The sequence below is a fragment of the Flavobacterium sp. MEB061 genome, from assembly GCF_000834715.1.
Taxonomy (GTDB): domain Bacteria; phylum Bacteroidota; class Bacteroidia; order Flavobacteriales; family Flavobacteriaceae; genus Flavobacterium; species Flavobacterium pectinovorum.
Genome location: NZ_JXQR01000057.1, coordinates 1 through 14,471 on the forward strand (window position 1 = coordinate 1; position 14,471 = coordinate 14,471).

The window sequence follows — 14,471 nt, forward strand, 5'->3', positions numbered from 1 at the left end:
AGCGGGTGCAAAAGTAGAAAACTTATTTCTAACTGGCAAATGTTTTTTGAAGTTTTTTTTAAGAAATTTTAATTTCCTTTTTCTTCATTTATTTACCAATCTGTCAATGAACTTTCCCTGTTTTGCGGGGTGCAAATGTAACTTCTGTTTTTAAATCTCACAAGCTTTTTTGAATCTTTTTTTGAAAAAATTTTTCTTTCCAAAATCCGTATGCCTGTCAGTATTTCTTAGAACGTCTGTCGCTGTTGCGGGTGCAAAAGTAGCACCTTTATTTACATTTACAAGCCTTTTTTTTATATAATTTCAATCTTTTTTATAAATCACTGGTTTTGCGTTTTTTACAATCCAAAGTTTTTTTGATCGGATTGGGGTTTTCTGAATTTGTAGCGTTTTTTATGAGTTTGGATGGTTTTGCCACCAAGGCACTAAGGCCCCAAGATTTTTGTTTTACTTCTTTTTATTGGGATGGAAAAGTCACAAGAGTGCGGTTTGGGCTGGTTTTTGTTTCGCGCAAAGTCGCAAAGGCGCTAAGTTTTCTTCTTTGTTCCTGAATTTTCCTCTCTTTATCCAAATGTTTTCTTGAAAACTACTGCCCTAGCCCCGATAGAAACGGAAATCCTTTTGTGCCGGGGTTCGGCACAAAAGATTGTAGTGGATAGCGGGAAATAGCTCCTTCTAAAAACTAAATTCCAAATTCTTCAAACTCCAAAATTCCAATCAGTGGCGTTTCGGCTTCAGTTCAGCAGGATAAACTATACATATCTAATTAAAGAAGTTTCTCCTTATATATAATAGGTAGCAAAAAACAAACCCGACAGGTTTTCAAAAACTGTCGGGTTGTAGAAATTAAATTCTATTACTATATATAGGTATATTATTTTTTATTGAGTGTTTTTGCCTTTTCTTCCCAATGCTCCATCAAATCATTATAATTAACTGGATTTGCAGGTTTTTGATTTATTAATCGACCGGATTCAAATGCTCTGACAAGAATGGTTTCTATTAAATAGTCTTCATTGACTTCATAAGGCTTATATTCTGTTTTTAAACTTATGTCAAATAAATTGGCCGTGGTATTTGAGACAAATGCCTTGAAACCACTTTTTAGAGTTCGGATTAATTCATATGTTGTAATTCCGGTTTGACGATGAATTAATTTTACCAAAATTTGACCTTGTTTTCTAGAGAGCTTTTTAAGTCGCTCTTCAAATTCGTTATTAAGGTAATCTTCTACAATTTTAAAATATTTCTTTTTCTCACGATTTGTTTTTAAACGTGCCATTCCTTTATTTAAAGCTGTCAATCTATCTGATGCTAATTTTGCGTACGGATAGGTTTTATAAACTCTGTTTTGAAGAATCAAAAATTGTTTCTGCGCTTCGGGGTCCAGCTTTTCTTTAGATATTATAATCTCTGGCAACTCGATTGTATCGTTTAAGATAGAATCTTGTTCGGTAAGGATATATCCCATTTCCTGATTTTCTTTTGGAGTAACCTGAGCCTGAGTTGTAAAAGAAACCGATATAAAAAACAAAATAATGTAGGTAAATCTCATAGAGTCATAATTTAAATGTAAAATTATATATTTATATACAACTCTAATACCAAATTTATAAATTAGCGCAAAAATATTTTTATGAGTACGAAATCTATCTTAAAAGATACCTCTATTGCTTTTCTGGAAAGTTACCTAAATAACGCCTCTCCTACTGGTTATGAAAGTGAAGGGCAAAAACTTTGGATGAATTATTTAAAACCTTACGTTGATACTTTTATTACGGATACTTATGGTACTGCTGTGGGAGTTATTAATCCTGATGCTCCTTTTAAAGTAGTCATTGAGGGACATGCTGATGAAATTTCCTGGTATGTAAACTATATTACTGATGATGGCTTATTGTATGTAATTCGCAATGGTGGTTCTGATCATCAAATTGCGCCTTCTAAAAGGGTTCACATTCATACTAAAAAAGGAATTGTAAAAGGAGTTTTTGGATGGCCTGCAATTCATACTCGTTTGCGTGACAAGGAAGAAACTCCAAAACTGAGTAATATTTTTATCGATTTAGGCTGTGAAAACAAAGAACAGGTTGAAGCGATGGGTGTTCATGTGGGTTGTGTGATTACATATCCTGATGAATTTATGATATTAAACGAAAATAAATTTGTTTGTCGCGCTATAGATAACAGAATGGGCGGTTTTATGATTGCCGAAGTTGCCCGTTTATTGCATGAAAATAAAAAGAAATTACCTTTTGGATTGTATATTGTAAACTCTGTTCAGGAAGAAATTGGTTTGCGTGGTGCCGAAATGATTGCACAAACTATTAAACCAAATGTTGCAATTGTAACTGATGTTTGTCATGACACAACTACTCCTATGATCGATAAAAAGGTCGAAGGCGACCTTAAAATGGGAAGAGGTCCTGTTATTGCTTATGCACCGGCTGTACAAAATAAATTGCGAGATTTAATTATAGATACTGCCGAAGAAAATAAAATTCCGTTTCAACGCAGTGCGATTTCAAGGGCCACTGGAACAGATACTGATGCTTTTGCTTACAGTAATGGTGGTGTGGCTTCGGCTTTAATTTCGCTGCCTTTACGTTATATGCATACTACTGTAGAAATGGTTCATAAGGAAGATGTTGAAAATGTTATTCAATTGATTTATGAATCTTTATTGAAAATTGAAAATAATGAGACTTTTTCTTATTTCAAATAAAAAATAATTTTAAACGTCAATTCTGTTATTAATGACCGAATTGACAAATAAAAAAACAATATGAAAATTTTACTACTCGAAGACGATTTTACTTTATCCAAAGAAATCTCAACATTCTTTACTTTAAAAGGATTCGAGTGTATTCCTTATTATGATGGTTCATTATTATTGAAAAAATATTTTCCGTATGAATATGATTTAATAATTCTGGATATTAATGTTCCCGGAATCAATGGGATCGATGTTTGTAAAGGTATTCGGGAAGTCGATAAAAAAACACCTATTATAATGTTGACTGCTTTTAGTGAAATTGAAGATAAACTGACTTCTTTTGATAATGGAGCTGATGATTATTTGGTGAAACCTTTTCATTTTGAAGAATTATATGCCCGAATTTCATCTCTTTTAAGAAGAAAAGAGATTCCGCAACAGGTTGAGAAAAAAATTTCTATTGAAGATTTAGAAATATTCGAAGATGACATGAAAGTTTTTCGCTCTGGCGAAGAAATTAAATTAACCCCAAAAGAGTTTAAACTTATTTTGATTTTGGCTCATGCCAAAGGAAAAGTGCTTTCTAAACAATTTATTGCCGAAAAACTTTGGGATTATCATATAGAAACAAATCAGAATACGATTGAGGTTTACATTAATTTTTTAAGAAAGAAAATAGATAAAGACCACGAAATAAAATTGATTCGAACCAAAATTGGCTACGGCTATTATTTAAGCAATCAGGAATGACTTTAAAAAACCGGATATCACTTTTAGTAAGTTTATTATTTACAATCCTTTTTGGGTTGGCTTCTACATTGATATTTGTTTTATATTCTAATTTTAGAAAAGAAGAATTCCGTGATCGATTAGAAATAAAAGCACTTTCTAATATTAAATTACTGGTAAACGTTAAAGAAGTAGACGATCAGCTTTTGAAAATGATTGATCAAAATTCCATTAATAAATTGTATGATGAAAAGACATTGGTTTTTGATTCTCACTTTAAACTTATTTATAGCAGTATTGATGATGCGAAAATTAACTGGTCTATTGATGATTTAAAATATTTAAAGAAAAATAAAACTTTTTTTAAACAACAGGGCGATTATGAAGTTTATGGTGTTTTTTATGACACTAAAGACAAAGACTTTTATGCCCTTATATCTGCAACAGATGATTATGGTAAACGAAAATTACTTTTTTTACGATACACCTTAATTATATCTTATATCTTTTTTACTTGTATTTGTTGGGTATTAACTTCATTCATGGTTAAAAAGGCAATGAGTCCTTTAAATATATTCCATCAAAAAATTAAAAATATAAACGAGAATAATCTTGATACTCGTATTGCTTCTAAAAGCAATAAAAATGAAATTGATTTGATTGCAAATGAATTTAATTTCATGATGGATCGCATCGAAATATCGTATCAAAAACAAAAAGAATTTACCGCACACGCTTCGCACGAGCTTAGAACTCCCCTGTCCAGAATTACATCGCAAATTGAAAACACTATTGAAGATTCGGCAACATCTATAAAAGGTAAAAGCTTTTTAAAAACTATTTTATCTGATGTGAACCAATTAACCGAATTAATTAATTCGTTATTGATTTTGTCTAAAATAGACAATAAAAATCATGAGAATTACGAAGTTCAAAGAATGGATGAGATTTTATTTTCTGCTATTGAGAATTTAAATAAAAGCTTTCCTGATTTTGTTATCCTTTTTGAAATGGAAGAAAATGAAAATCTAGATACTGCTTTAGAAATAAAAGGAAATAAAAATCTGCTGGAAATTGCTATAAGTAATGTTCTAAAAAACGCTTGTGTTTACTCTGATAACAAACAAGCTATTGTAAAAATTAGTATTGAAAACGATAACCTTATTATTTCAATTTCTAATATTGGAAAGACTTTAACGGAGAACGAACAAAAAAATCTCTTTCAGCCTTTTATGCGTGGCGAAAACTCAAAAGGAACTGCAGGTTTTGGGCTTGGATTACGCATTGTAAACCGTATTTTAACACTGCATAACGCCAAAGTTATATATAATGTCCCTTTTGAAAACACCAACTTATTTCAGTTGATTTTTCATTCAACTTAAATTCACTTAAATTTTTAAGTTCTTTTTAAGTTCTTTCTTAAGGTGTCTTAAAGTCTCACGATAGCATCTTTGTATCAAATAAAACCGATACAATGAAAAAGTTATTTGCAATACTACTATTGATTTTAATACATCCGGTAGGTTTCGCACAAAAGCCATTCACTTTAGAAGAGTGCGAAAGTCAATTTCTAAAAAACAATCTTTTCCTGCTTGCATCTCAATACAATATTGATGCTTCAAAAGCACTTACAATTCAGTCCAAAATTTGGGAAAATCCAACAATTACTGCAGAGTTAAACGCTTATAATCCTGAAAGAAATCAATATTTTGATATTGGAAAAGAAGGGCAAAAGGCATTTGGTATCGAACAGCTAATTTATTTAGGTGGGAAAAAACGTAATGAAATTAAATTGGCGCAAACTAATGAGAAATTAGCCGAGCTACAATTTAATGATTTATTAAGGACATTAAAACTACAATTACGCAAAAGTTTCTATACCGTTTATTACAATACAAAAAGCCTTGAAACGACTGACGATCAGTTAACTCATATTGAAGATTTAATCAACTCCTATTCTGTTCAGGTTCAAAAAGGTAATATTCCTTTAAGAGATCTTGTTCGTTTGCAATCGTTATACCTAAATTTTAAAAACGAACGAATGGAAGTTGTAAATGATAATATTGAAGAACAGGGAAACCTGAAATTATTATTGAACTCACAAGAAAATATAGTTCCTCAAATTTCTAAAGAAGAATTTAATAAATATCTAAAAGAAATTCCTTTTGATCTTAAAAACTTTCAGGATGAAGCCATTGTAAATCGCCCTGATTATCTGGCCAAACAAAAAGACATCGAAGCAAATGAACTAAATGTTAAATGGCAAAAATCACTTTCTGTTCCTGATATTACGGTTGGTGCCACTTACGATCAACGAAGCGGTGCTTTTAACAAAGAAGCTAATCTTACACTTGGAATTCCTTTGCCGCTTTGGAACAAAAACAAAGGAAATATCAAATATGCCCAAACCATTTTAGAGCAATCAAAAGTCGAAAAACAAAATTTTGATTTGCAATTGCAAACCGAAATTACATCGGCATGGAACAAATGGGACGAATCCCGTAAAAACTACATTGTTATAAAACCAACAGTAAATTCAGATTTTGAGGCTGTCTACAATGGTATTTTAACCAATTTTCAAAAACGAAATATCAGTTTACTGGAGTTTACAGATTTCATGGAAAGTTATAATCAGGCTGCTGTTCAGTTAAACGAACTAAAGAAAAGAGTAGCACTATCCGGGGAAGAATTAAATAGTACAATCAACAAAGACTTATTTTAAAACTAAATAAAATGAAATATAAACTAATTATAGGAATTGCTCTTGTCAGTCTATCAATTGCAAGCTGCAAAAAAGAAGTTGAAAACCCTGAAACGAATACCTCTTTTGCATTAAGCGATGCAATGCTAAAAACTACTACAACGGCTGTGGCACAAACTCAGCCTGTAAAAAATGAATTGAGTTTTTATGGGAAAATTACAGCTGACAATAATAAAATGATTGACGTTTATCCCCTTGTTGGTGGAAATGTAATCAAAGTAAATGTAGAACTTGGAGATTATGTTCGCAAAGGTCAGGTTTTGGCAACTATTAGAAGTACTGATGTTGCCGATTTTGAAAAACAATCTATCGATGCAAAAGGCGATTTATTAGTAGCCAAAAATAAGTTGAAAGTAGCTCAGGAATTATTCGACGGAAAATTAAATTCTGAAAGTGATGTTTTTGAAGCAAAATCAGAAGTAAATAAAGCGCAGTCTCAATTAAGCAAGATTCAGGAAACTTATAAAATTTATAATATTAAAGCAGGGTCTATTTATGAAGTTACAGCTCCAATTAGTGGATTTATCATCCAAAAAAGTATCAATCAGGATATGCTTTTAAGAAACGACCGCTCTGAAAATATTTTTGATATAGCTGAAATTAGCGAAGTTTGGGCATTAGCCAATATTAATGAAATCGATATTAATAAAGTAAAATTAGGAATTGATGCTGACGTTACAACTTTAAGTTACCCTGATAAAGTTTTTAAAGGTAAAGTCGATAAAATCTTTAACGTGATTGATCCTGAAACAAAAGCTATGCAAGCACGTATAAAATTGAAAAATCCGGATTTTATGCTAAAACCGGATATGAATGCAAACATTAAATTATCTTATAATGAAGGAAAATCAATGATTGCAGTACCAAGTAAAGCAATTGTTTTTGATAAAAGTAAAAATTTCGTAATGGTATTTAAAGATCGTCATAATATTGAAACCAGACAAGTTGAAGTCTATAGTGTAGTTGGTGATGTCACTTACATTTCGAATGGTTTGAAAGAAAACGAGAAAGTTATTACAAACAATGAGTTATTTATTTATCGCGCTTTAAACGAATAAGACATGAACAAATTCATACGAAATATTATTGCTTTTTCGCTTAAGAATAAAGCATTCACCTTCTTTTGGGTAGGATTACTGGCTGTTGCAGGATTTATTTCTTTCAAAAATATGCCAATCGATGCTTTTCCGGATGTAACGAATACTCAAATTATTATCATTACACAATGGAATGGAAAAAGTGCTGAAGAGGTAGAACGTTTTGTTACTTCTCCTATAGAAATCTCTATGAACTCGGTACAAAAAAAGACCAGTGTTCGTAGTATTACCATGTTTGGTTTATCTGTTATTAAAATTATTTTTGATGATGGTGTCGATGATACCTTTGCACGCTTGCAGGTAAACAACTTATTAAAAAATGTCTCGTTACCAGATGATGTAGAACCAGATGTTCAGCCACCTTATGGACCAACCGGTGAAATTTTCAGATATATTGTAAAAAGTGACAGTCGAGACAGTAGAGAATTATTAACTTATCAAAACTGGGTTATTGATAAACAGCTTCGTTCTGTTCCTGGTGTTGCCGATTTAAATGTTTTTGGAGGTCAGACTAAAACTTATGAAGTTGGTGTTGATCCAATAAAATTAGCAAAATACAACATTACGCCGCTGCAGGTTTATAATGCTGTTAATGCAGGAAACTTAAATGTTGGTGGAGATATTATCGAAAAGAACGGACAGGCATTTGTTGTACGCGGTGTCGGGCTTTTAAAATCGATTCAGGATATTGAAAATATTATTGTAGATGATGCCAACGGAAATCCGATTTTAGTAAAAAACTTAGCTTCTGTTTATGAAAGTTCAATGCCGAGAGTTGGACAAACCGGTTTAGGCAAAAATGACGATGCCGTTGAAGGAATTGTTGTAATGCGTAAAGGTGAGAATCCGCAGGAAACATTGGCATTGATTAAAGCCAAAATAAAGGATTTGAATGACAATGTTCTTCCAAAAGACATTAAAATAGAAACTTTTTATGACCGTGATAATTTGATGAATTTCACGACAGAAACAGTAATGCATAACTTATTTGAAGGTATTATTCTTGTAACCTGTGTCGTGTTTCTTTTTATGGCAGATTGGAGAACAACTTTTACAGTTTCTATAGTTATTCCGTTATCGTTATTGTTTGCCTTTTTGTGCCTGAAAATGATGGGAATGAGTGCCAATTTGTTGAGTTTAGGTGCAGTCGATTTCGGAATTATTATTGATGGTGCGGTGGTAATGGTCGAAGGATTATTTGTGGTATTGGACCACCGTGCACATCAATTAGGAATGACGGCATACAATAAAATTGCAAAAGGCAGTTTGATTAAAAAAACGGGAGCAGAAATGGGGAAAGCTATTTTCTTTTCTAAATTAATCATTATAACTGCTTTACTCCCAATTTTCTCATTCCAGAAAGTGGAAGGAAAAATGTTCTCTCCGTTGGCTTATACTTTAGGTTTTGCTTTAATGGGCGCATTGCTTTTTACTTTAACATTAGTTCCGGTTTTATCACATTTACTTTTAAATAAAAATGTAAAAGAAAAAAACAATCCTTTTGTTAATTTCTGGGATCGAATAGTAAGTAAAAGTTTTGCCTGGACATTTAAGCATAAAGTAAAAACTTTAATCGCTTCGACAGCCATTTTAGTAACTGTTTTCTTTTCGGCTACGTTTTTAGGAACTGAATTTTTACCTCAATTAAACGAAGGCGCTTTATGGGTAACGGCCGAATTACCGATGAGTACTTCTTTGCCGCAAAGTGTAGAAACAGCCGCAATGATTAGAAAAGATCTGGAAACTTTTCCTGAAGTAAAAAATGTTTTATCTCAAACCGGAAGAAGTAATGACGGAACTGACCCCAATGGTTTTGGATTTATCCAGCTTCAGGTTGATTTGAAACCCAAATCAGAATGGACGCGAAAAATTACGATGGATGATTTGATTAATGAAATGGATCAAAAATTAAAAGTTCATCAGGGAATTACTTATAATTATTCGCAGCCTGTTATTGATAATGTTGCTGAATCTGTTGCTGGTTTTAAAGCCTCAAATGCAGTAAAAATATATGGTGATGATCTTGACAAACTTGATGAATTATCAAATGAAGTTTTAGCTCAAATAAAAGATATTCCGGGTATTAAAGATGCCGGAATTTTAAGAAACGTTGGACAACCGGAAATCAGTGTAATTCTTGACAGAGATAAAATGGCCGCTTATGGAGTAACTTTAAGTGATGCTCAGGCTGTTCTGGAACTTGCATTTGGAGGAAAAACAGCCACTCAAAAATATGAAGATGAAAAGAAATTTGATGTAAGGGTTCGTTTTTCTAAAGAATACCGTAAAGATGAAAATGACATTGCTGAATTGAAAGTTCCAACAATTAGCGGAATCAAAATTCCATTGAAAGAAATTTGCGATCTAAAAACCGTTACTGGTCCCGCTTTTATTTACAGAGATAATACCAAACGTTTTATTGGAGTTAAATTTTCTGTTCGTGATCGTGATTTAGGAAGCACAATTGCAGAAGCTCAGGCAAAAGTGGCAAAAATGAAACTTCCAAATGGCTATACTGTAGGCTGGACAGGAGAATTTGAAAATCAGGTTCGTGCCAGTGCGCGTTTGGCTCAGGTAGTTCCTATCAGTTTAATCGGGATTTTTGTTTTGTTGTTTATTTTGTTCGGAAATATTAAGGATTCATTACTTGTTTTGGCGAATGTTCCGTTTGCAATTATCGGGGGAATCATGGCTTTGCATCTTACAGGAATGAATTTTGGAATCTCTGCCGGTGTTGGTTTCATTGCCTTACTAGGGATTTGTATTCAAAACGGTGTAATTCTAATTTCTGAATTCCACCATAATCTAAAAGCAAAACTATCTCTCGAAGAATCTATTTTTATGGGAGTAAAAGCCAGAACAAGAGCTGTAGTCATGACGGCACTTATGGCCTCAATAGGTTTAATGCCGGCTGCAATTTCAACAGGAATTGGTTCTGAATCACAAAAACCATTGGCAATTGTAATTATTGGAGGATTAATTACTGCAACAATTTTAACATTATTAGTGTTCCCAATTATATTTTGGGTATTCAATCGAAAAAAGCACGTTCCTATTGAATAGTGTTTTAAAAATAAATTAATTTGGTTTGATTAATTTGACTTGGTTTTAAAAAAGAAAAGCATCATTATTATTAATGGTGCTTTTTTGATTTTAAGCTTTAAGGCTTTTTTAAGATCAAAAAAATGAATTTTGCCGCAGAGTTCACAAAGATTTTTTACTATTAGCCTTTTATAAAAAACACAAAGTTCGCAAAGCTTTGTATTGATTAAGCTTTGCGAACTTTCTGTCTAATAGGAAGTACAATCTTTGTGAACTCTGCGGTAAATAACTACTCGATAATAATCAATTTCAAATTACCACAAAAAAAAAGACCCTCTGCTCAAAGAAGATCTTTTTTGTATACTAACTCAAACTTTTTTTTAAACTCTTATTTCAAATCTTTCAAAAGAGCGATTGCATCTGTTGCATTTGATAATTGTGCATATTTTAAAGCTGTATATCCTTTTTCATTTTTGTCACCAGGACGAGCGCCGCTAGCTAATAAAACTTTAATAATTTCAACTTTGTTATAACGTGCAGCTGTCATTAAAGGAGACATATCGTCTGACTTTTCATTAACGTTAGCACCATATTCAATAAATTTTTTAACTACTTCGATGTCACCTTTACTAACAGCAACGTTTAGTGGAGTTGCATCCCAAGCTGAAACTTCAACTGGTTGTTTTACTACTACTTGTTGATTTGAAGCCATTGAAACATTTGCAAATGCAACTAAAGCTAGTCCTAAATAAATAACTGAATTTTTCATAATGATTTGTGTGTTAAATTGATTGATAAATATTTGATTGATAATGGGTTGTTGTTAAATTCTATACAAATGTAAATTAAATTCCAGTATATTGCATTGCAAGGTACTTTGTTTTAACTAATTCTTAACGTTTAATTAATAAACTAATAATGACAAGAGCGTTTAATTGACGTTTCCATATAATAGACGCTGCAAAAGTAAAAATGTTACACTTAATTGAATATTTTCTGAAAAATAATTCGTGAAATATTCAGAAAACGAACAAACAATCCTCTATCTTTTTAACGTTAGTTCAAAAGGAAGTGCAAAAAAAGCTCGAGAATTAAATAAAAACTAAATAAATAGCGAGTAAAATATAAATTAACAATCTAAATACGTCAATTTTAAAGAAAAGCTAAAAAGAAAGAAAATACATCTGATTTCAATGCGTTTCTTTAACATTATTTTCAATAAATTGAATTTGTGCGAGTTTTTAAATCTGTATTTTAACTTAAAACACACTTCATAAAAAGGAAAAAAATCATAAAAAGTGTGAAAGACAATTGAAGATTTAGAGACAAAACAAAAAGCCACAGATTACATGATCAAAAGATTATTAAAATCAAATTAATCATGTAATCTGTGGCTAAATATTCTCAAGCTTGCATTACAGATAATTTCTATAAGACAAGATAAAATAACTATTTTTTAGAAGCGAGATATTCTACGACGTTTTTTTCAATTCGCTCATCGATATTGTCAATGTTTGCCTTAACAAATTTTTCTCCTAAAATATTCTCGTATAATTCAATATATCTTTCAGAAACAGATTCTATATAAGTATCTGTCATTTCTGGAATTTGTTGTCCTTCCTGACCCTGGAAACCATTTTCAATCAACCAGCGACGAACAAACTCTTTAGATAATTGTTTTTGCTCCTCTCCTTTTTCCTGTCTTTCCTGATATCCATCAGCATAAAAATAACGAGAAGAGTCTGGAGTATGAATTTCATCAATTAAAACAATTACACCGTCTTTTGTTTTTCCAAATTCGTATTTAGTATCAACTAAAATTAAACCACGGCTTGCAGCAATTTCAGTTCCTCTTTGAAACAAATCACGTGTGTATTTTTCTAAAACAATATAATCTTCTTCAGAAACAATTCCTTTTGCTAAAATGTCTTCACGAGAAATATCTTCGTCGTGAGAACCATTATCTGCCTTTGTAGTTGGTGTAATAATTGGTTCAGGAAATTTATCATTTTCTTTTAAACCTTCGGCCATAGTTACTCCGCAAATCTGTCTTCTTCCTGCTGCATATTCACGGGCAGCATGACCAGAAACATATCCACGAATTACCATTTCTACTTTAAAAGGCTCACATAAATGCCCTACAGCAACATTAGGATCTGGTGTTGCAATCAACCAGTTTGGTACAATATCTTCTGTTAACTCCATGAATCTTGTAGCAATCTGATTCAAAATTTGCCCCTTGTACGGAATTCCTTTTGGTAAAACCACATCAAAAGCCGAAAGTCTGTCCGTTGCCACCATTACCAAAAGTTCATCATTAATATTGTAAACTTCTCTAACTTTTCCTCGATAAACTGATTTTTGATTTGGGAAATTAAAATTTGTAGTTGTGATTGTATTGCTCATTATCCTTAAGTTGTGTTTTGTTTTATGAATGCAAATTTAAAACTATTTCACAGAGTTACACAATGAAAAGACAGAGATCATCAAGAAATGTGATATTTTATAAATTATAATCTTTTCAAAAAAATAATATTCCAATAAACGTATTAATTATCTGCTATTTATAATACAAAAAGAAACTATTTGAAACTCAATATTCCCTTGCCTAATGTTTTTACTGAAGCATCAAAATTTCCCAAAGTTGTATCAGGCAGTCGTTTTATATCAGCAGTGCTTACAATATAAATTTGTCCCTGATCTTTTGCGGGAGCTGTTGGTACAAAAACCACAGCATTGCCCTCTGTATTTTCTTCAATTAAATAAGCAGGCTGCCAATAGGCGTCAAACTTCAATAAAACAGGCAAATTTGTATTTGGATTATTTACTTTTTTAATCAGTTTTTCTTCTGCCAGCTTTTTATTTTTTTCATAACCCGGCAAAAAAAACATTAATTTATCATCAATCCAGTCTGCGATTTTTTTTAAGAAAGAAAATTGCATTAGATAACCACTGAAATAAATCAATAGAATTAAAAATATTCCACCAATAATGTCGCTCCCAATTGTACCTAAGACTTTATCGATATTCAAAAAGTGAGCAAATTTGTCTCCGTACTTTCTAAAAAATCCCCATACTTTCTCGAGGATCATAAAAAACACAACCAATGGCAATAAAAGAATAATTCCTGAGATACAATTTCTTTGAACCTGAAGTAAAAAATTTTTCATGGTATTGCAGATTAAATTTATATCAAAAAAAAACTTATCTAAAAATCAGATAAGTTTCTATAAAATTAAAAATTTAGTATCAATGGGCAATACATCAATTGGTTAATTATTTAAATATTAATCAATTACAAATTCTTTATTTAGTATTTTAGATGAAATATATCTTGCAACGCCATCTTCGGCATTGGTTTTTATAACTTCTAATTCCGGCAAAGTTTCTTTTAATAATGCCGGAGCGTTCCCCATAATTAAACCTTTTCCTGACGCTGATAACATTTGAACATCATTAAAACCATCACCAAAAGAAACAACCTGTTCTAATGTAAAACCTTCTTTTTCTAATACCGTTTCAATTGCAACTGCCTTATCTATAGATTTATCCATAAATTCTAAACAAGTTGGTAAGCTGAATGCGTGATGCAAATGCTCAGAAGAATTAGCTAAAATATCATCTTTTAATTTTACTAATTTTTCATGGTTGTCGCAGGAAAAGAAAATTTTAATGGCGCCAAAGTCTTCTAGTTTTTTATAGTCGACCAATTCAGGGCGGTAGTTTAATTTTTCCTGAAAAGCATTTAATTTTTCACTTACTTTGTTTGTTTGCCAAACATTTTCTTTAAATAAAACAACTGTAATTTCGGGATCAATTTCAACATTTAGAGCAGCTTTTACAACATCGCTGTCTAAATTAAAAGAGAATAATTCTTCTTTTTCCGGAGAATGAATTCTCGCTCCGTTTGAACTTACCAAATAAACCGGTACTTCCAGTTTTTCAATAATAGCCATTGCGTCAAGATGGTGACGTCCTGTGGCTACAACTATAAGATAATTTTGATTGTGAAGCTCCTGAAAAATTGATTTAGTGTAATCTGATATTCTGTGCTGTGTGTTGAGTAAGGTTCCGTCTAAGTCACTTACAACAACTTTTATATTCTTAAGTTTACAAGTCATATTAA

General features: G+C 31.7%; 11 protein-coding genes. 6 read left to right on the forward strand and 5 right to left on the reverse strand.

From position 1 onward, the window contains the following. Positions 1 to 874 precede the first annotated feature (874 nt). Positions 875 to 1,555, reverse strand: coding sequence for a DUF4294 domain-containing protein (locus tag RT99_RS19655; RefSeq protein WP_042566454.1), 681 nt, complete (start codon positions 1,553 to 1,555; stop codon positions 875 to 877). Positions 1,556 to 1,636: 81 nt separating this feature from the next. On the opposite strand from RT99_RS19655, the gene RT99_RS19660 reads away from it, so the two are divergent. The 6 genes from RT99_RS19660 to RT99_RS19685 all read left to right on the forward strand — a co-directional run bounded on the left by RT99_RS19660 (position 1,637) and on the right by RT99_RS19685 (position 10,366). Beyond that, complete coding sequence (locus RT99_RS19660) at positions 1,637 to 2,725, forward strand: M42 family metallopeptidase (protein WP_042566455.1); 1,089 nt, start codon at positions 1,637 to 1,639, stop codon at positions 2,723 to 2,725. A gap of 60 nt (positions 2,726 to 2,785) precedes the next feature. Further along, a complete protein-coding gene (locus RT99_RS19665) occupies positions 2,786 to 3,466 on the forward strand; it encodes a response regulator transcription factor (RefSeq protein ID WP_042566456.1) in 681 nt (226 codons plus the stop codon). Further along, the gene (locus tag RT99_RS19670) at positions 3,463 to 4,827 is read left to right on the forward strand and encodes a HAMP domain-containing sensor histidine kinase (protein WP_042566457.1); all 1,365 of its coding nucleotides are present in this window, start codon (positions 3,463 to 3,465) and stop codon (positions 4,825 to 4,827) included. The genes RT99_RS19665 and RT99_RS19670 overlap by 4 nt, the downstream gene beginning before the upstream one ends. A gap of 92 nt (positions 4,828 to 4,919) precedes the next feature. Further along, the gene (locus RT99_RS19675) at positions 4,920 to 6,167 is read left to right on the forward strand and encodes a TolC family protein (protein WP_042566458.1); all 1,248 of its coding nucleotides are present in this window, start codon (positions 4,920 to 4,922) and stop codon (positions 6,165 to 6,167) included. A gap of 11 nt (positions 6,168 to 6,178) precedes the next feature. After that, entirely contained in the window at positions 6,179 to 7,264 is a 1,086-nt protein-coding gene (locus tag RT99_RS19680) for an efflux RND transporter periplasmic adaptor subunit (protein WP_042566459.1), read from the forward strand. A gap of 3 nt (positions 7,265 to 7,267) precedes the next feature. Continuing rightward, positions 7,268 to 10,366, forward strand: a complete 3,099-nt coding sequence (locus RT99_RS19685; protein ID WP_042566460.1) for an efflux RND transporter permease subunit — start codon at positions 7,268 to 7,270, stop codon at positions 10,364 to 10,366. Between the two features lie 367 nt (positions 10,367 to 10,733). Here RT99_RS19685 and RT99_RS19690 read toward each other — a convergent pair whose 3' ends face one another. The 4 genes from RT99_RS19690 to RT99_RS19705 all read right to left on the reverse strand — a co-directional run bounded on the left by RT99_RS19690 (position 10,734) and on the right by RT99_RS19705 (position 14,466). After that, complete coding sequence (locus RT99_RS19690; protein WP_042566461.1) at positions 10,734 to 11,114, reverse strand: ankyrin repeat domain-containing protein; 381 nt, start codon at positions 11,112 to 11,114, stop codon at positions 10,734 to 10,736. 680 nt (positions 11,115 to 11,794) lie between these two features. Beyond that, positions 11,795 to 12,751, reverse strand: coding sequence for a phosphoribosylaminoimidazolesuccinocarboxamide synthase (locus RT99_RS19695; protein WP_042566462.1), 957 nt, complete (start codon positions 12,749 to 12,751; stop codon positions 11,795 to 11,797). Between the two features lie 176 nt (positions 12,752 to 12,927). Then, positions 12,928 to 13,515, reverse strand: coding sequence for a hypothetical protein (locus RT99_RS19700; RefSeq protein WP_042566463.1), 588 nt, complete (start codon positions 13,513 to 13,515; stop codon positions 12,928 to 12,930). A 117-nt stretch (positions 13,516 to 13,632) separates the two neighbouring features. Beyond that, positions 13,633 to 14,466 (reverse strand): Cof-type HAD-IIB family hydrolase, encoded by an 834-nt coding sequence (locus RT99_RS19705; protein WP_042566464.1) that lies wholly within the window; start codon positions 14,464 to 14,466, stop codon positions 13,633 to 13,635. Between the last annotated feature and the right edge of the window lie 5 nt (positions 14,467 to 14,471).

Coding starts and splice junctions, on each gene's coding strand:
- RT99_RS19655 (WP_042566454.1), bottom strand. CDS start 1,555: ATGAGATTTACCTACATTATTTTGTTTTTTATATCGGTTTCTTTTACA.
- RT99_RS19660 (WP_042566455.1), top strand. CDS start 1,637: ATGAGTACGAAATCTATCTTAAAAGATACCTCTATTGCTTTTCTGGAA.
- RT99_RS19665 (WP_042566456.1), top strand. CDS start 2,786: ATGAAAATTTTACTACTCGAAGACGATTTTACTTTATCCAAAGAAATC.
- RT99_RS19670 (WP_042566457.1), top strand. CDS start 3,463: ATGACTTTAAAAAACCGGATATCACTTTTAGTAAGTTTATTATTTACA.
- RT99_RS19675 (WP_042566458.1), top strand. CDS start 4,920: ATGAAAAAGTTATTTGCAATACTACTATTGATTTTAATACATCCGGTA.
- RT99_RS19680 (WP_042566459.1), top strand. CDS start 6,179: ATGAAATATAAACTAATTATAGGAATTGCTCTTGTCAGTCTATCAATT.
- RT99_RS19685 (WP_042566460.1), top strand. CDS start 7,268: ATGAACAAATTCATACGAAATATTATTGCTTTTTCGCTTAAGAATAAA.
- RT99_RS19690 (WP_042566461.1), bottom strand. CDS start 11,114: ATGAAAAATTCAGTTATTTATTTAGGACTAGCTTTAGTTGCATTTGCA.
- RT99_RS19695 (WP_042566462.1), bottom strand. CDS start 12,751: ATGAGCAATACAATCACAACTACAAATTTTAATTTCCCAAATCAAAAA.
- RT99_RS19700 (WP_042566463.1), bottom strand. CDS start 13,515: ATGAAAAATTTTTTACTTCAGGTTCAAAGAAATTGTATCTCAGGAATT.
- RT99_RS19705 (WP_042566464.1), bottom strand. CDS start 14,466: ATGACTTGTAAACTTAAGAATATAAAAGTTGTTGTAAGTGACTTAGAC.